At 47.3% G+C, this 18,040-nt stretch carries 13 protein-coding genes; all 13 read left to right on the top strand.

The window, feature by feature from the left end; all coding sequences use genetic code 11:
* Nucleotides 1-80 precede the first annotated feature (80 nt).
* The 13 genes from ilvC to odhB all read left to right on the top strand — a co-directional run bounded on the left by ilvC (nt 81) and on the right by odhB (nt 18,008).
* Complete coding sequence (ilvC, locus tag AC1DLI_RS03655; RefSeq protein ID WP_477599757.1) at nt 81-1,073, top strand: ketol-acid reductoisomerase; 993 nt, start codon at nt 81-83, stop codon at nt 1,071-1,073.
* 123 nt (nt 1,074-1,196) lie between these two features.
* Nucleotides 1,197-2,741: a 2-isopropylmalate synthase gene (locus AC1DLI_RS03650; RefSeq protein ID WP_477599755.1), complete on the top strand. Its 1,545-nt coding sequence runs from the start codon at nt 1,197-1,199 to the stop codon at nt 2,739-2,741.
* 288 nt (nt 2,742-3,029) lie between these two features.
* Complete coding sequence (gene leuB / locus AC1DLI_RS03645; RefSeq protein ID WP_308997235.1) at nt 3,030-4,109, top strand: 3-isopropylmalate dehydrogenase; 1,080 nt, start codon at nt 3,030-3,032, stop codon at nt 4,107-4,109.
* Nucleotides 4,110-4,254: 145 nt separating this feature from the next.
* Entirely contained in the window at nt 4,255-4,803 is a 549-nt protein-coding gene (locus AC1DLI_RS03640) for a peroxiredoxin (protein ID WP_308997236.1), read from the top strand.
* A 268-nt stretch (nt 4,804-5,071) separates the two neighbouring features.
* Nucleotides 5,072-5,488 carry a hypothetical protein gene (locus AC1DLI_RS03635; protein ID WP_053374540.1) on the top strand — a complete coding sequence of 139 codons (417 nt, stop codon included), beginning with the start codon at nt 5,072-5,074 and terminating at the stop codon, nt 5,486-5,488.
* A 135-nt stretch (nt 5,489-5,623) separates the two neighbouring features.
* Nucleotides 5,624-6,439 carry an RNA polymerase sigma factor SigI gene (gene sigI, locus AC1DLI_RS03630; protein ID WP_477599752.1) on the top strand — a complete coding sequence of 272 codons (816 nt, stop codon included), beginning with the start codon at nt 5,624-5,626 and terminating at the stop codon, nt 6,437-6,439.
* Entirely contained in the window at nt 6,436-7,728 is a 1,293-nt protein-coding gene (locus AC1DLI_RS03625) for an anti-sigma-I factor RsgI family protein (RefSeq protein WP_477599750.1), read from the top strand. Before sigI ends, AC1DLI_RS03625 begins: the two co-directional genes overlap by 4 nt.
* Before the next feature lie 245 nt (nt 7,729-7,973).
* Nucleotides 7,974-9,344, top strand: a complete 1,371-nt coding sequence (locus tag AC1DLI_RS03620; protein ID WP_477599748.1) for an ATP-binding protein — start codon at nt 7,974-7,976, stop codon at nt 9,342-9,344.
* 224 nt (nt 9,345-9,568) lie between these two features.
* Nucleotides 9,569-11,092: a leucyl aminopeptidase gene (locus AC1DLI_RS03615; RefSeq protein ID WP_477599746.1), complete on the top strand. Its 1,524-nt coding sequence runs from the start codon at nt 9,569-9,571 to the stop codon at nt 11,090-11,092.
* A 20-nt stretch (nt 11,093-11,112) separates the two neighbouring features.
* The gene (locus tag AC1DLI_RS03610) at nt 11,113-12,369 is read left to right on the top strand and encodes an MFS transporter (RefSeq protein ID WP_477599744.1); all 1,257 of its coding nucleotides are present in this window, start codon (nt 11,113-11,115) and stop codon (nt 12,367-12,369) included.
* A gap of 210 nt (nt 12,370-12,579) precedes the next feature.
* Entirely contained in the window at nt 12,580-13,575 is a 996-nt protein-coding gene (locus tag AC1DLI_RS03605; RefSeq protein ID WP_477599742.1) for an acetylxylan esterase, read from the top strand.
* A gap of 308 nt (nt 13,576-13,883) precedes the next feature.
* Nucleotides 13,884-16,793 carry a 2-oxoglutarate dehydrogenase E1 component gene (locus tag AC1DLI_RS03600; protein ID WP_477599741.1) on the top strand — a complete coding sequence of 970 codons (2,910 nt, stop codon included), beginning with the start codon at nt 13,884-13,886 and terminating at the stop codon, nt 16,791-16,793.
* Between the two features lie 6 nt (nt 16,794-16,799).
* Nucleotides 16,800-18,008, top strand: coding sequence for a 2-oxoglutarate dehydrogenase complex dihydrolipoyllysine-residue succinyltransferase (gene odhB, locus AC1DLI_RS03595; protein WP_477599740.1), 1,209 nt, complete (start codon nt 16,800-16,802; stop codon nt 18,006-18,008).
* Nucleotides 18,009-18,040 lie beyond the last annotated feature (32 nt).

The raw sequence follows: 18,040 nt of genomic DNA, 5'->3' as shown, positions 1-18,040 counted from the left end.
GAGAACCGCTGCTTATTATGGGTCATTCTCTGCTTAAACACCCGCTCAAAAGGGTTAAATTAAAGGAGGCAATTATTAAAATGGCAGTTACAATGTACTATGAAAAAGACGCTGATCAAGGCGTACTACAAGGTAAAACAATCGCAGTAATCGGTTACGGCAGCCAAGGACACGCTCAAGCACAAAACCTTCGCGACAGCGGCTTGAAAGTAGTTATCGGACTTCGTCCTGGTAAATCTGCTGATATTGCTAAAAAAGACGGTTTCGAAGTACTTACAGTTGCTGAAGCAACTAAAGTAGCTGACGTTGTTCAAATTTTGCTTCCTGACGAAACACAAGCGAAAGTATACAGCGAAGAAATCGCTCCTAACTTGAAAAAAGGCGCGGCTCTTATGTTCTCTCACGGCTTCAACATCCACTACGGCCAAATCGTGCCTAACGCAGATACAGATGTATTCCTAGTTGCTCCAAAATCCCCTGGTCACATGGTTCGCCGTACGTACCAAGAGGGCTTTGGCGTTCCTGGTCTAATCGCAATCGAGCAAGATGCTACTGGCAATGCTAAAGCAATCGGTCTTGCATATGCTAAAGGTATCGGCTGTACACGTGCAGGAGTTATCGAAACTTCTTTCAAAGAAGAAACAGAAACAGATTTGTTTGGTGAGCAAGCTGTTCTTTGCGGCGGTGCTTCCGCACTCGTTAAAGCAGGCTTCGAAACGCTCGTAGAAGCTGGATATGCTCCAGAAATGGCTTACTTCGAGTGCTTGCACGAGCTTAAGCTTATCGTTGACATGATGTATGAAGGCGGAATTTCGTCGATGCGCGATTCCATCTCCAACACTGCAGAATACGGCGATTATGTAACAGGTCCTCGTATCGTTACTGAAGAAACGAAAAAAGAAATGAAACGCGTATTGGAAGATATCCAATCCGGCCGTTTCGCTCGTGATTTCATCTTGGAAAACCAATCGAACCGTGCAATGCTTACAGCTACTCGCCGTAACGAAGCAGCTCACCCTATTGAGCAAACAGGCGCACAGCTTCGCGAATTGATGCACTGGATCAAGAAGTAATATCAGATAGAATGAACGACCATATCCCGGTTCGCCGGATCGCTATACGAAGCGGATTGCGTTTCGTACAGCGGCTCCATACGCGTGCCGGGATCATTCTGTTCACGGAGGTGCAATGCACAAATGCGGAAAATTTATGTTTTCGATACAACGCTTCGTGATGGAGAGCAATCTCCGGGTGTAAACCTTAACACGAAGGAAAAGGTAGAGATTGCCCTTCAGCTTGAGAAGCTTGGAGTGGACCGTATTGAGGCTGGCTTCCCAGCGGCTTCGCCAGGTGATCTTGCTGCGGTTAACGCGGTTGCGCGCGCAGTTAAGAATGCTACGGTAATCGGTTTGTCGCGCTCGCGCGAGCAGGATATCGATGCAGTGCGTGAAGCGCTTATCGGCGCGCAGGATCCGTGCATTCACGTGTTCCTTGCTACCAGCCCTATTCACCGCAAGCATAAGCTGCGGATGGAGAAGGATCAGGTGCTAGAAACAGCAGAGCGCGCAATTCGTTACGCGAAGCAATATTTTGACAAGGTAGAGTTCTCGGCAGAGGATGCCGGTCGTACGGAGCTGGATTTCTTATGCCAGGTAACGGAACTCGCGATCAAAGCAGGAGCAACAGTCGTGAACATTCCGGACACGGTTGGTTATTTGAATCCGGTAGAATTCGGTAACATCTTCAAAACCCTGAAGGAAAACGTACCGAATATCGAAAAGATCCAGCTGAGCGCACATTGCCATGATGATCTCGGCATGGCGACGGCTAACGCGCTTGCAGCGATTTTGAACGGTGCGGATCAAGTCGAAGGTACCATTAACGGAATCGGGGAGCGTGCAGGCAATACAGCGATTGAAGAGATCGCCATGGCGCTTGCGACACGACCGGATTACTTTGGTGCACAAACGACATTGAATCTGAAGGAAATCGCCAAAACGAGCCGCCTTGTCAGCAAGCTGACAGGAATGGTTGTTCCAGGAAACAAAGCTATTGTTGGTGCCAATGCGTTCGCGCATGAGTCAGGTATTCATCAGGATGGCATGCTGAAGGAAAAAACGACATACGAGATCATTTCACCAGAAACGATCGGCTTAAAAGAATCTAAGCTAGTACTCGGCAAGCACTCTGGACGCCATGCGTTCCGCGAGAAGCTAATCGACCTAGGCTATGAGCTTGGAGATGAAGCGGTTAACGCAGCGTTTGCTAAATTCAAGGATTTGGCTGATCGCAAGAAAACCGTTAGCGATGAAGATATTCTCGCTATGCTGGAAGAGAAGCTGATTGATACGCCGGAAGTATTCAGCTTGGAGACAATCCAAGTAAGCTACGGCAACCAATCAACGCCAAGCGCTTCTGTTCGGATCCGCAGTGCGGAAGGCGTAGTCGTTGAAGAGATCGCGATCGGCAACGGTTCCGTCGATGCGATATATAATGCGATCGACAAGGTTACCAAGGAAGCTGTGGAGCTTGAAGACTACTCGATTAAATCGGTATCGCAAGGTAAGGATGCGCAAGGCGAGGTACATGTTGTTCTGAAGCAGGACGAAGTTTCTGCCCAAGGCCGCGGACTTAGCACGGACATCCTTGAAGCGAGCGCGCGCGCCTATATTGACGCGCTTAACCGTTTGATCGAGAAGCGCAAGACACCGGGCCGCCGTGATAAGATGAGCTTGATCTAGAGAAATGCGTAGTGAAGCCAAATAGGACAGTCCCGCATGGTCAATTTATGACCAGCGGTACTGTCCTATTGTCTTTTCTGTCCGCCCTTGAGGTCTGCGACTCGTAAATCACATCATTATAGCTTCAGTCTATAGAGTAAATAGATTTTATATCTTTGTAATCAAACCGTTTTTATGGTACAAATGATAATAGAATGAGAATGAGTATGAAAACTTGCTTTTCAACAGATACTTTCGGAAATGTTGATGGGACAAGCTTAACTGAAAAAGAGGAGTGTTACATTTATTATGTCAGACGTAAAAAAAATTGCAGTTATTGCCGGCGACGGTATCGGCCCCGAGGTTGTTGGCGAAGCGCTTAAAGTACTTAAAAAAACCGAAGAGCTTTATGGCTATAAATTCGAAACGGAGCATGGCTTGTTCGGCGGTATTGCAATCGATGAGAAAGGAACACCTTTGCCGCAAGAAACGCTTGATCTTTGTAAAGGCGCAGATGCGGTATTGCTTGGCGCGGTAGGCGGCCCAAAATGGGATAACAACTCGAAAGAGCTTCGTCCGGAAACAGGCTTGCTCGGCATTCGCAAAGCGCTTGGCCTTTTCTCGAATATTCGTCCTGCAACCGTGTTCGATTGCTTGAAAGAAGCATCGACTTTGAAGCCAGAAGTTCTTGAAGGCACAGATCTGATTGTTGTTCGTGAATTGACAGGCGGTATTTACTTCGGAGAGAAATTCCGTCGTGAAGGCGCTGGCGGCGAAGAAGCGGTTGATACTTGCGTATACAACGTGCAAGAAATCGAACGTATTGTTCGTCAAGCTTTCGATATCGCAATGACTCGCGGCAAACGCCTAGCTTCGGTTGATAAAGCGAACGTGCTTGAAACATCGCGCCTATGGCGTGAAGTAGTAAACCGGATCGCTCCTGAATATCCAGAAGTTGAACTGGAGCATGTGCTTGTTGATAACTGTGCGATGCAGCTGCTTCGCCGTCCTTCGAGCTTCGACGTCATCGTAACCGAGAATATGTTCGGCGATATTCTTAGCGATGAAGCGGCAATGCTGACAGGTTCAATTGGCATGCTCTCGTCTGCTTCGCTAGGTGAAGGAAGCTTCGGCTTGTACGAGCCGGTACATGGCTCTGCTCCTGATATCGCAGGACAAGGGATTTCCAATCCGATCGCAACGATTCTTTCGGTAGCGCTGATGTTCCGTCTGACTTTCGGTTATCACGAAGCTGCTGCGGCAATTGAAGCTGCGGTTAAAGAGGTACTTGATGCTGGTCACCGTACGGGCGATATTGCCGTAGATAAGAGCAAAGCAATCGGAACAACGGAAATGGGCGATTTGATCGTAGCAGCTCTTAAAAAGTAGTCTCCAGATTATAATTATTATAAATAAATATTGATTATAATATTGACTTCATTCTAGACTAGTGATACTATTTACTAGGTAAGTCACACAGATGAAGTGACGTAAACAATAAAAATTCAAGGATAGGTATAGGAGGTTTTCTATTATGGCAGAGCGTTTGGTAGGCCGCCAGGCCCCAGATTTTTCGATGGAAACAGCAACAGGCGACGGTAAAGATTTCGGTACAGCATCTCTTGCGGATTACAAAGGCAAATGGCTTGTATTGTTCTTCTACCCACTAGATTTCACATTTGTATGCCCAACAGAAATTACAGCGTTGAGCGTTGCAGCTGCTGAATTCAAGAAACTGGACACTGAAATTCTTGGTGTCAGCGTTGATAGCAAACATAGTCACCGTGCATGGATCAACACGCCGGTTAACGATAATGGCCTTGGCCAACTAGAATTCCCGCTTGCGGCTGACATCACGAAAAGCGTTGCTCGTGACTACGGCGTGCTAATTGAAGAAGAAGGTATCGCTCTTCGCGGCCTATTCATCATTAACCCAGAAGGCGAAGTACAATACCAAGTTGTTAACCACAACAACGTGGGCCGCAGCGTTGACGAAACGCTTCGCGTATTGCAAGCATTGCAATCCGGCGGTCTTTGCCCTATTAACTGGAAACCAGGTCAACAAACACTGGTAGCAAAATAATAAATTCCGCATAGCAATAAACAAAACCCGCGCCATTATATGGCGCGGGTTTTGTTTGTATATGGGGTCACTAGGCAGTTATTATAATAAGAAAGCAGGAATTTCGCTCATGCAAAGCGAATAAGGTATAAAGCCACAGGACATACAAGAAAACAACGTTAGCATACTTAACCGGTCGTTGATGTTTATGATGCAGGTTTGCTCGCAAACCTAAGATGATGCTTACGTAGTAGGTTTGCATTCGCAAACCTTTAAGGAGGAGTCGTCAATGAGTTTTTGCTGTGGAGCTAGCATGATTGGAACAAAAGGAACACTAAAGCATTTTCGGACGCATATACACAATGTGCCAATTATGTTTTGCCCGGTTTGTCACCGTGTAGATATTCATTATTTAATTGAAAATGAATATGAGATATTAGCCGAATATGCGCATGGCGATGGCGCAGCTGAAGTTGATTTTCAGGAGTATGTGGAGCAAGAAGGCAAAGCGCTTCTTGAAAATTGCGTAAATAATGAGAACGAAGATCCAATGGATGTCGTTCACAGTCAAATTGATATGGCACTTGATTTACTTAGCTTTGCTAAGCAAATTGAGGATACGGAATGGCAGCTTGTTCTGAAGAAGCGTCTGGGGATGCTGAACAACAGAAGGAATAAGCTTCGTCAACGCCGTACTTCCGTTTAGTTTATTTAAACACGAATGGTGAGCCTCCTTTTTGGGGGCTTTTCTTTTTTTAAAAATAAATGAAGATCTTCTCATAATGTACCCCCCGAAACCGGGCAGACAGAAACGAATCATACTAATAGTGAGGTGGAGCGGTTGTTACTTGTATTGTTCAAACGCTTTCTACGGAAGTCAGTTTCCGCCGAAGCTGCGGAGGATGAGCAGAAGCTTACTCCCGAACAATGTGTTGCTCGCATTCGTCAAGGTGACGAGCTACTGCGCGAGCAGTTCATAGCAGACTACAAACCTTATATTATGAAAGTAACAAGTCGATTTTGCAAACGGTATATAGACCCGAATCGTGATGATGAATTCAGCGTTGCGCTGCTAGCTTTTAACGAGGCAATCAATCAGTTCGCGAGTCATGCAGGGAAATCGTTTATCGGATTTTCTGAAACCGTCATTCGCCGTCGGCTTATTGACTATGTCCGAAAAGAACAAAGGCACTCAAAGGTCGTACCCTACAGCATGTTTGATTCAGAAGACGAAGAGCAGCCACAATATAATTCTGTCGAGACCAGACAAGCGATGAATTCATTTGAAGTCAAACGGACGGAGGATGAGCGACGGCTTGAAATACTGGAGCTTGACCATGAGCTTGAACGGTTTGGAATCTCATTTGCTGAGCTTGTTGAGAATTCGCCTAAACACGCAGATTCGAGAAGGCTCTTGATTGGTATTGCACAAACGCTTGTAAACGAAACTCAGCTGTTAGATACATTAAGGCAAACGAATAAGCTAGCGGTAAAAGAGTTAACGGAAATGTGCGGCGTTTCCCGTAAGACAGTGGAGCGAAACCGGAAATATATTATTGCCATCGCACTCGTTATTTCAGGAACATATCCATTCATGCACGATTATCTACATATTGCTGGCGAACATTTTGAAACGAATAAGGAGGCAAGCAAATGAAGCGTGGAGTTGTGATGAGCATTCATAAGCAGCATGCATTCGTTATGACGGCAGACGGGCAATTTTTGCAGGCCCCTATTCAAGGCACGCCGCAGATTGGTGAAGAGATTATTTTCGAAGAGGAGTATAGGAAGCCCCGTACAATTAAACCGGTTTATTGGTATGGCAGCGCTGCTGCTCTTATTATGGTGTTGTTCCTGCCTCTTCTCTTTATCATGCAGCGCGATGCGCATCCAGTGGTAGCGTATGTCAGCATGGATATTAATCCAAGCGTAGAGCTTGGCGTGGACGAGAATGAAAAAGTACGCGAGCTGCGCGCTTTAAATGAGGACGGCGAGCTTATCATTAAAGGTCTCCAGTTCGAAGGTGTTAACGTAGAAACGGTAGCTGCTTCTATTTTGGAGAGGGCTAAAGGCTCACATTATCTCGACACGCCGAACAAGGATATTTTTATTACTAGCGTACTGCTTGGCGATGCGTCTGCACTAAAGCTCGATTATGAGAGTATTTTGACGGGAAAAGTCGACGAGACGCTTCGAGGTATGTTGACGCAGCTGGCTTCGGAGAAGGTAAGCGCGAATATTACAACGATATCGATACCGAACGAGGTTCGTGAGGAAGCGACGGCAAACGGGATCTCCTCTGGTAAGATGGCCGTGTATCTAATGGCGAAAGAAGAAGGCTATAAGCTTGAAATAGAACAGCTGAAGCAGCAATCCATAGATAAATTAACGGAGCCAATCGGCGGAGTTAAAACGATTGTAGACAATGCGGAAGATAAGAGTAAAGAAAAGCTGAAGGAACTGGTCGCCAAGGAGAAAGCGGAAAAGGCTAAGCAAAAGGATGATAATAAGAACAGCGCGGTTAAGCCAGTGACTACCCCAAAATCGAATAAGCCCGTAAAAGCAGATAAGCCTGAAAAGCCAACAAGCAGCGCATCGGCTAAACCGGGAGAAACAAAAAAGCCTGTAAAAAATGGAGCATGGGCCAATAAGCCTACGATAAACCCTGGGAAAATAAATAAGCCTAATCGTCCGAATGTAGATAAGCAGGATGACAAGGATGATAATGACGAAGATAATGATGACCGTTGGAATGACTCCAATAACGATGATAATAATGATCGAGGCGACGATCGCAATCAGAATCAGGATGATAACGACCGGGATAACGACCGGTTCAATGATGATGACAACAATAATGATGATCGAAGCGGCAGAAATAATGATCGGTGGGACGACAAAGATAGTGATAGAAAGAGCAATGATAAACAGCGCGAAAAGGATTAACAGAATAACAAATGAGGCAGGCTGGCAAGGACAAAATTGGCTGGTTTTTTTTAGTAAAAAGCATGAAAAAAGTAAGGGAGTAGGCAAATAGACTAAAGTCCTAATCGACAAGGGGCGATACTATTTGCCTATTTGCGTAACAATTTTCGACAGTATTTCCGATTGACAGCGATTGTAAACTCGCCCTATGATTAGTAGTAACTGTAACCGTTATCTATAGAGATATTGCCGGGGAGGAGTACATGATGTTAGCCATTCGAAAGCGCTATTTCCCGGCGCTTGCCGAGTATATTAGAAGTGGTAAGGAAGTATCATTATTCCATGCCAATGAGCTTGGCAAGGAGCTTTACGGAATAAACCCGGAAGAAATAATTGCCGTACACGAGGAATGTATACAATCTTTAGCCGCTAATGTCGACTCAGAGGAAGCTGTTAGATTATACAATCGCTCATTTGTTTTTTTGATGGAGATCATGGTTGCTTGCCGTTTTCGTTTACAGCCCGAACGATCAACCGAGCAGAAATTCTCTGAAATGCGAGAGATGCTTTTCAGGTCGAATCGTTCATTCGAAAAGGTGAAAAATAAATACGAAAATGTGCTGCAGCACATGGACAGTGGAATCGCCTTGTTTGACAGCGATGGAATCTTATCGTTTATTAATGTGCAAATGGCCAAGCTGCTCGATATTCCGCGCAAAACATTGATTGGCTGTACGATTAAAGAAGTTTTAAGACACAAGCAGCTCACCAGCAGCACGAAGAGAACGGTTCTAAGGCTCTATAAAGAAATGTTTCTCATGCACAGTAGGTACTATGAATTCCAGCACAAAGACGGCAAACATCTTTTAGTAACGGTTACTTACGGTGATCAATTAGATGGCGATTTTTTAATTAGTGTCAAGGATGTCTCGGAATACAAGCAAATTGAACAGACGGCATTGCAAAATGACAAGCTTGCTATGCTTGGTAAAATCGCAGCTGCAATTGCACATGAAATTCGCAATCCGTTAACGAGTATCCGCGGATTTATTCAACTGCTGCGGCCTTATTTGTTGGAGGTTGGCAAGGAAGAATATGCGCGCATCATTTTGACTGAAATTGACCGGGCAAACGATATTATTTATGAATTTCTAAATTCGTCCAAGCCGTCGGCACCCATGAAACAATTGGTGTCTATCGATCATTTGATAAAGGAAGTTGTTTTGCTGACGGAAAGCGAAGCATTGATGCGGAATTGCGAGATCAAGGCGGAATGTTATTGTTCGGAGCATCTTGTGTCTATCGATGTAAAGCAGGTAAAACAAGTGATTTTAAACATTATCAAAAATTCGCTTGATGCTATTGAAGAGGTACAGAGTGAACGAAGAGGCCTTATCGATATCATTACGCGAAGTAATGGACAGTTTGCGGAAATTATTATAAAGGATAACGGCAAAGGCATGGACAAAGCGACGATGAACCGGTTATTCGATCCTTTTTTCACGACAAAGCAGGCAGGGACGGGACTTGGTTTATCGGTAAGCTACCGAATTGTTCGCAACCACAATGGAACGATTCGAGTCGAAAGCCAACCAGACATAGGGACGGAATTCATCCTTACATTGCCGTTAGCCTAATACGGAGCTGCACATGACACTAAAGAATGGGTTGATATAAAAGCTCTTCTTCCGAAATGGAAGGAGGGCTTTTCGCTTTTTTAACAAGGGTACGAGCGATAGAATATCTCCAATTATAAACATGGAAAAGTCGATGGGCGTTAGGTATAATGAGTTTGAAAAAAGATGTTGTTTGTGTTCAAAACGAATGGATGCCAATCCATTAAGAAAGCGAGGACATATAAATGAGCGTTCAATTTACATACGGGGTTCGGGGTACGGAGCAAGCTGCGGCAGACGCAGTTATTCGATTTGTCAGCAAAAAGGAACTCATTCAAGGGGATGCAGCTGCGCAAATCATACAGCCGCAAATCGATGATGCGCTTCGAGCGCTTTATGCCAAAGGATTATTTAAAGCAGATGCAGAGCAAATCGAAATTATGCCGACTTTGGGTCTTTATCCTTCATCACATATCGTATTTGTGGGGCTGGAGCAGGAAGGCGGAGCAACGAGCCTGCGTCTTGCTGCAGCAGCTGCCGCAAAGGCATTGAAAAAAATGCGCGCGGAGAAGGTCCAAGTACTGCTGTCGGAAGCCTTGTTGGAAGGACCGCAGGCTAATCTCGGCGCCGAGCGTTCAGCCCAAGCGCTGACGGAAGGCTTGCTGCTTGCGCTTCATGTCCGTCAGCCTTTGAAACGCGAGCATAATGAACGCTTTACGCTGAAGGAGGTTGCTTTTGTACCGCAGGCTGCAGCAATCACGGCAGAAGACGCCGCATTGTGGGAGAAAGGCATAGCTAAAGGCAAGCTCTATGTGGAAGGAGTAAACTTAGCCCGGGATTTGACTAATCTTCCTGGTAATGATCTTACGCCTGAGCGTCTTGCGCATCATGCGGAGGAGCTTGCTCGTGAGCTCGATTTGGAAATAGAGGTTATCGACGAATGGAGCGCGGCAGAGCAGCGGATGGGCGGCTTGCTTGGCGTTGGTCAAGGCAGCATAAACCCGCCGCGAATGATTGTTATTCATTACAAAGGCAATCCAAGCTCCGATGAAGCTTGGGGATTGATCGGCAAAGGGATAACATTCGATACGGGTGGTATTTCCTTGAAACGAGCAGAAGGGATGCAGGAAATGATCTCGGATATGGGCGGAGCCGCAGCAGTGCTTGGAGCGATGCGCGTTATTGGAGAGCTAAAGCCTGCCATAAACGTCATAGCAGTTATTCCAACCGCTGAGAATATGCCGTCTGACCGGGCTCTTAAGCCGGGAGATGTGCTGCGCATGATGAGCGGTCATACGGTTGAGATTGTGAATACGGATGCCGAAGGAAGATTGGTGCTAGCCGACGGACTCACGACTGCCATTACTAGAGGCGCAACGAAACTGGTTGATGTAGCTACGCTGACGGGGGCGGTTTCGGTTGCGCTTGGCACCCAAGCGACAGGGGCAGTTACCAATCATGATGACCTCTTTAAACAGGTACAATTAGCGTCGGAGCGGGCAGGCGAGAGAATCTGGCAGCTTCCATCCTATCCGGAGTACAAGAAACAGATTATGAGCGATGCTGCAGATTTGAAAAATAGCGGTGGCCGATATGGCGGAACAATTACCGGTGGGCTTTTTATCGGGCATTTTGCAGAAGGCTTGCCTTGGGTCCATCTGGATATCGCAGGAACGGCATGGCTGGAATCGAGCCGCGGCTGGGAGCCTAAGGGAGCTACAGGCGTTATGGTTAGGACATTGATTGAACTGATTGTTCACCACGAGTAAGCAGAGCGGAGAGGATTATTATGTTAAAGGACATCCTGTTGCCTAGACGGAGAATGTCCGCACAGCGGAAAGGCTTGCACACGGCTGTTGTGGAAGGTATTCCCGCTACGATTATCGGAAATTTACTCGGAGGTCCGCTGCTTACGGCGTACCTCCTTTATTTGGGGGCAAAATCAGACGCAATCGGTGCAGCGCTAGCGATCCCCGCATTTGCCAACCTTTTTCAGCTCGGTATTGCTTTCTATATTCACCGTTTTGAGAATCGCCGGCTTTATGTCATGATATTCAGCCTTGTTCATCGCACCTTGTGGGTCGCAACAGGACTTATTCCTTTCTGGGTGCCTGAGAGCTATTGGGTCGCGACCTATATCGGGATGTTTACGATTTCGTTTATTTGCGCCCAGTCTGCCGGGGTGCTCTGGACTTCACTGGTAGCGGATATGGTGCCTGCTCAGGTTCGCGGACGGTATTTTGGCATAAGGAATACGATCCATTGGGCGGTGGCGAGCCTGTGCCTGCTCATTGGCGGCCAAATATTGAACCGCCTGCCAGAAGGCAGCGGCTTTGTGGTGCTATATGTGATTTGCGCGGCAGCCACGGTATGGAACGGCATTGAGCTTTTCCGTTACCCTAATCTTCCGCTGGAGCGCTCGATCGAATCGTCAAAGTGGAAAATGCTAAAAAAGCCGCTCGGTGACCGCACTTATTTGTTTGCTACTCTTTTTTTGGCAACCTTTATTTTGATTCAAAATATTGTGGTTCCGCTCTTTTCCTATGTCATGCTGGATATCGTGAAGCTCAATTACACCTGGGTTACAGTCATAACAACGATTCAGATGATCGTGATGATGTTCAGCTATTATTACTGGGGCAATTTGAACAGCAGATTCGCGACGCGTACACTGCTTAGATGGGCGCTTCCGATTATTGCTTTTGCCTGTTTGCTGTGGTCGGGGATGGAGCTGCTGCCAGCCGTTCTTGTTCTAATCATTGTTCATTGCGTACTCGGGATCGGCCTTGGGGGATACAACCTGCTTGCCTTTAACTTTATTATCGGGGATACGCCTAAGTCGGAGCGACCGATGTATATTGCTGTCTTTTCCGCGTTAACAGGCATTACCGGATTTATCGGTCCGCTTTTAGGCGGTTGGATTTACAAGCGTTTGGAGGATAGTCCTTATTGGGTGCAGAGCTATGGCATTTCAATGTTTACAGGCGCGTTGCTGCTTGTAATGGCGCTTGTCATTGGACCTATCGTATTGAAAGAAAAAAAGTAGAGATCGGTTTGAATACACTTCGCTAATAGGATCATTTGACCTAAATAGGGGACGGCTGATGCTCTGTGCATGAGGCTATTTATTGATTGGCTTGCAAAGTCGTTCAAGAAATAGCCTTTTTGATTGCCAGCTGCTGAAGCGGGAACTCGGAAACTTTTATCAGAATACGGAAATGGACGAAAATACACAGGGAAATAGGGGTATACTGATATGCATGCGATAGAACGTAGAAAAAATGATTTGCTGTCCTATAATCCGCCGTTAACCATGGATCCAGCGGATCTGAATCTTTATTGGCAAGCGGTACTAGACAGCTACGCGGACAAGCCGCTGGCTATTGTCAGGGAATTGCTTGATACTCCGATCGCTGCGGTGAGGACGGAACGGTTAACCTTTAAGGGAAGTGACGATACGCCTATTCATGGCTTGTATATCGTGCCGCAGCAAGGCTTAAGGGGCGAGAAGCTTCCTTGCGTCGTCATCTATCAGGGGTACACGGGTGACAAGGGGCTGCCTGAACGTTATGCTGCATGGCTGCTGCTAGGCTATGCAGTTTTTGCGGTCGATGCGAGAGGACAAGGCGGCGAAACCGGAAATCAGCTGACAACTGATGAAGGAGCGGTCAAAGGCTGGGTCACGCAGGGACTGGCAAGTATCGAGCAAAGCTATTACAGAGCGATCACGGTAGATGCGGTAAGAGCTGTTGATGCTGCGGCGATTCAAACCGAGGTGGATCCTTCCCGGATCGCAGTTATCGGAGGAAGCCAAGGGGGCGGACTTGCTCTGCTGGCTGCCGCTCTCAGTCCGAAGGTAAGCGCGGTCGTCTCCGATATTCCGAACATGTGCCATATGGATTATGGCATCATGCATTCGACGGGTTCCCTAACGGAAATTGCGCAGCATATTAAGCGTTATCCGGAGCGCTTAAGTTCAGTGCTGGGAGCACTTGCCCATTTTGATCTTCTGAATTTGGCAGAGCGAATAAAAGCACCGGTCTTGATGTCGGTAGGCTGGAAGGATACCGTTTGCCTGCCAGAAACGGTTTATGCGGTATACAATCGTATTCGTTCTCGCAAGCAGCTGAATGATTATCCTTTTTCAGGCCATGAGGTGAGTGAATATCAAGCTCGCGCAGCAATTATATTTCTGCAGGAAGCATTTAAAAGCAGTTTAATACTGCGTAGTAGCCGATGGAAAAAGCACTAACCGATTCATGCTCGAATTCTTGTCCGAGAACGACAATCAATGCTTGAAATGGATGATATCGATGCCAATAAGATTATGGTTGGAGAGCGTTCAATGTACTAAAATATAAAGGAGCTGCAAACCTGCATCCTATAATTTGCCGTGATATGAAACCTACAACACAATATTACGGTATAACTTATTAACCATTCATATGAATAGCATGTTGAAACGCTTTAGAGCATTTGTAAGCAGGCGGGCATGTATGACGGGCTTCGCCTTAGAAAATAATAGGATGGCAATGAATAGAGAGGGTGGAATTTTCTGCAATGAGCAACCATGATGAGCGTAATTATTCGCCTTGGCAAAGCTACTATGGACCCAACCTTGGGTATGTGCAGGAGCAATACGAACGTTTCTTAACCGATCCTGAAGCCGTTGAGGCAACGGTTCGCGAGCTGTTTGAACGTTTTGGCGCACCTCCAGCAGTATCGATAGGAGCTGTTCAAAGTACAAGCAAGCCGAGCGAGCAACAGGCTGCATCAAGTGCAGCAGCATCTGGTCCGATTGATTCAAATATGTTGAAGAAGGTTGTCGCTGCGCATCAGCTTATGCTGAACATACGCAGATACGGCCATTTAGCTGCGGATATAGACCCGCTAGGCTTTAGTCCAGCGGCAGATACAAAGCTGCTCGAACCAGAAACCTTCGGTCTTACGCAAGCGGATTTGGCTTCTATTCCCGCATCGCTTATTTGGGATAATGCTCCGGCATCGATCTCGAACGGCTGGGAAGCGATTAACCGTCTAAGAGAAATATATACCCGCTCTGCGGCTTATGAATTTACACATATTCATGATGAGAATGAACGGAATTGGCTGAATAAGCAGGCGGAATCGGGGAGCTTCCCTGCGCCGTTGTCAGCAAGAGAACGTTCGGCATTGCTCGAGCGTCTTATGGAAGTTGAATATTTCGAGAACTTCCTGCACCGGACATTTGTTGGTCAAAAACGCTTTTCCATCGAGGGCGTAGACATGCTTGTGCCAGTATTGGATGAAATCGTGCGTGCCGTAGCACATGACGGAGCAAACCATATACTGATGGGCATGGCTCACCGCGGACGCCTAAACGTACTTACGCATGTACTCGGCAAGCCTTATGAGAAAATTTTCTCCGAGTTCCACCATGCGCCTAACAAGGAGCTTATTCCGTCAGAAGGATCCATGGGCCTTAACTATGGCTGGACCGGCGACGTGAAATACCATTTAGGGGCAGACCGGGCGATTAAAGAAGGCGAAACAATTCGCGCGAATCTTACCCTTGCCAACAATCCGAGTCATCTGGAGTTTGTTAATCCGGTGGTCGAAGGCTTCACGCGGGCCGCACAAGAGGATCGCAGCAAGCCAGGCATGCCGAAGCAGGATTCATCCAAAGCCGTTACGATCTGCGTTCATGGCGACGCGGCTTTCATCGGTGAAGGTATTGTTGCCGAGACGCTTAACTTCAACAAACTGCAAGGCTATCACAACGGCGGTACTTTGCATATCATCGCTAATAACAGACTTGGTTTCACGACGAACAGCATCGATTCACGTTCGACGCATTACGCAAGTGATCTGGCGAAGGGCTTCGATATTCCTATCGTACACGTAAATGCGGATGAGCCGGAAGCATGCTTGGCAGCTGTACGCCTCGCCTGCGAATATCGTCTCCGCTACAATAAAGGTTTTGTCATAGATTTGATCGGTTACCGTCGTTTCGGTCATAATGAAATGGACGATCCGGAAGTAACTCAGCCTCTTATGTACACAAAAGTTCGCAATCACCCGACAGTAAGCGTGCTATATGCCGAGCAGCTGAAAGGCGAGAAAGCGATCACGGAAGCGCAAATCGAGGAGCTGCGTGGGCGTACCAACGGTAAGCTTCAAGCAGCCTATGATGCGATGAAAGCAAAAGAAGGCCAGCCGCAACTGCGCGGCGAGCAGCAGAAATCAGTGATTCCAACGGGTGAAGAAGCTCGCACAGCGGTGCCTCTTGAAACGCTTCGCGAAATTAACTTGGAGCTGCTTAACCGTCCAGAAGGCTTTACGGAGTATACGAAGCTTCAACGTATTTTGCAGCGCAGAGCATCTGGTTTGAACGATGGAGAAAAGATTGATTGGGCGCATGCGGAGGCGCTTGCGTTCGCAACGATTCTCGCAGACGGCACGCCGATTCGGCTAAGCGGACAGGATTCGGAGCGCGGTACGTTTGCGCACCGTCACATCATGCTTAACGATAATGCTAATGCGGCCAAATTCTCGCCGCTTCATATGCTTCCGCAAGCGAAAGCTTCCTTTGCGGTTCATAACAGCCCATTGTCCGAAACGGCAGTGCTTGGTTTCGAGTATGGCTATAATGTATTCGCGCCTGAAACTTTTGTTATTTGGGAAGCGCAGTATGGTGATTTCGCGAACGTTGCGCAGGTTATTTTTGACCAATTCATTTCAGCTGGCCGTGCAAAATGGTCGCAAAAATCAGGAATTACGATTTTGCTTCCGCATGGCTATGAAGGCCAAGGGCCGGAGCATTCTAGTGCAAGACTTGAGCGTTTCCTTCAGCTTTCGGCTGATAACAACTGGACGGTTGCCAATCTGACAACATCCGCTCAATATTTCCACTTGCTGCGTAAGCAAGCATCGCTGTTAGGCACCGAGCAGGTTCGTCCGCTTGTTCTTATGGCACCAAAAAGCTTGATCCGTAATCCTCGCGTCGCTTCACACGGCGTTGATTTCAGCGAAGGCTCGTTCAAACCCGTGCTTCCGCAGTTTAGCCTGACGGAGCCGAAGGATCAGAAGGATAAAGTAAAACGTTTGCTGCTTTGCACAGGTAAGGTTGCTATTGATATCGAAGAAGCGCTGGCTTCGTCAAATGCAGAGGACTTCGATTGGCTGCGCGTAGCAAGAGTGGAGCAGCTGTATCCGTTCGCTCATGCGGAAATCGAGCGCATCGTGAAGCAATTCGATAAGCTGGAAGAAATCGTTTGGGTACAAGAAGAGCCGCAAAACATGGGCTCATGGAGCTTTATGGAGCCTAGACTTCGCGCATTGGCGCCTAAAAAGGCAGCTGTCCGTTACGTCGGCAGACCTGATCGCTCGAGTACGGCAAGCGGACACCAAGAGGTGCACGCCGCAGAACAAAAATGGATTATTTCTACAGCATTGAACGGCAAACCAGTTGAAAGTTTGATAAGGGGGTAGTGACTAATGGCTGAAATTATAGTACCAGAATTAGGCGAGTCCATATCTGAGGGCACGATTACCAAATGGTTCGTGAAGGAAGGCGACTCTGTTAGTCAAGGAGATGTCCTGCTAGAGCTTGAAACCGATAAAGTAAACATTGAAATTAGCGCAGACAACAGCGGTGTTGTTTCACGCATCGCTAAGCAAGACGGAGATGTTGTGCTTGTAGGCGAAGCAATCGGTTCGATCGGTGAAGGAGCTGGAGCATCCGCACCGGCTGCTCCAGCGGCAGAACAGGCGGCGGTTGCCGCTCCTGCAGCTCCTGCTGCAGCGCCTGCTCCGCAGCAGGCCGCATCTGTAAGCGACAGTGCAGCAGCAATCAATGCATCGCCAGCAGCACGCAAGCGTGCTCGTGAGCAAGGCATTGATCTCTCACAAGCACAAGGACAAGCTCCTGCTCCTGCAGTAGCGACTCCGGTTAAATCTGCACCGCTCTCGCAAGCTGAGCCAGCAAGCGCAAGCAAAGACGGCAAGCCGACGGAACGCAAACGGATGTCTCGTCGCCGGGTTACGATCGCTAACCGCCTTGTTGAAGCGCAGCGTACGGCAGCGATGCTGACGACTTTCAATGAAGTGGATATGACAGCGATTCTTGATTTGCGCAAACGCCGTAAGCAAGCTTTCTTCGAGAAAAACGATGTGAATCTTGGTTTTATGTCGTTCTTCACAAAGGCAGTAGTTGGCGCGCTCAAAGCATTCCCTCTGCTTAACGCAGAAATCGACGGCGAAGATATTATCACGAAAAAGTTCTTTGATATCGGTATCGCGGTTTCCGCTAAGGAAGGTCTTGTCGTTCCGGTCGTTCGTGACGCTGATCGTCTAAGCTTTGCTGAAATTGAGAAAAATATCGTTGAGCTTGCAGGTAAAGCAAGATCAAACACACTAGCGATTTCTGATCTGCAAGGCGGAAGCTTCACGATCACAAATGGCGGCGTATTTGGTTCCCTGCTGTCGACTCCGATTCTTAACGCGCCGCAGGTTGGTATTCTCGGCATGCACAAAATTCAAATCCGTCCGGTAGCTATCGATGACGTCCGTATGGAAAACCGTCCGATGATGTATATCGCATTGTCATACGATCACCGTATCGTAGACGGCAGCGAAGCGGTTCGCTTCCTTGTTATGGTTAAAGCGCTTCTAGAAGATCCGGAAGCACTTCTTCTTGAAGGCTAAATATTAATATAGGTTGAGGGACTGTCCTTGAA

The organism is Paenibacillus sp. 01T443, assembly GCF_056398325.1.
Note: the sequence above shows the minus strand (reverse complement) of the source record. Positions and strands in the feature narration are given on the sequence as shown.

What these genes read in the sequence shown, in the direction of transcription:
- AC1DLI_RS03620 (WP_477599748.1), top strand. Translation starts at nt 7,974, where the DNA reads ATGTTAGCCATTCGAAAGCGCTATTTCCCGGCGCTTGCCGAGTATATT.
- AC1DLI_RS03635 (WP_053374540.1), top strand. Translation starts at nt 5,072, where the DNA reads ATGAGTTTTTGCTGTGGAGCTAGCATGATTGGAACAAAAGGAACACTA.
- AC1DLI_RS03605 (WP_477599742.1), top strand. Translation starts at nt 12,580, where the DNA reads ATGCATGCGATAGAACGTAGAAAAAATGATTTGCTGTCCTATAATCCG.
- AC1DLI_RS03610 (WP_477599744.1), top strand. Translation starts at nt 11,113, where the DNA reads ATGTTAAAGGACATCCTGTTGCCTAGACGGAGAATGTCCGCACAGCGG.
- AC1DLI_RS03640 (WP_308997236.1), top strand. Translation starts at nt 4,255, where the DNA reads ATGGCAGAGCGTTTGGTAGGCCGCCAGGCCCCAGATTTTTCGATGGAA.
- AC1DLI_RS03615 (WP_477599746.1), top strand. Translation starts at nt 9,569, where the DNA reads ATGAGCGTTCAATTTACATACGGGGTTCGGGGTACGGAGCAAGCTGCG.
- AC1DLI_RS03650 (WP_477599755.1), top strand. Translation starts at nt 1,197, where the DNA reads ATGCGGAAAATTTATGTTTTCGATACAACGCTTCGTGATGGAGAGCAA.
- AC1DLI_RS03625 (WP_477599750.1), top strand. Translation starts at nt 6,436, where the DNA reads ATGAAGCGTGGAGTTGTGATGAGCATTCATAAGCAGCATGCATTCGTT.
- odhB (WP_477599740.1), top strand. Translation starts at nt 16,800, where the DNA reads ATGGCTGAAATTATAGTACCAGAATTAGGCGAGTCCATATCTGAGGGC.
- AC1DLI_RS03600 (WP_477599741.1), top strand. Translation starts at nt 13,884, where the DNA reads ATGAGCAACCATGATGAGCGTAATTATTCGCCTTGGCAAAGCTACTAT.
- leuB (WP_308997235.1), top strand. Translation starts at nt 3,030, where the DNA reads ATGTCAGACGTAAAAAAAATTGCAGTTATTGCCGGCGACGGTATCGGC.
- ilvC (WP_477599757.1), top strand. Translation starts at nt 81, where the DNA reads ATGGCAGTTACAATGTACTATGAAAAAGACGCTGATCAAGGCGTACTA.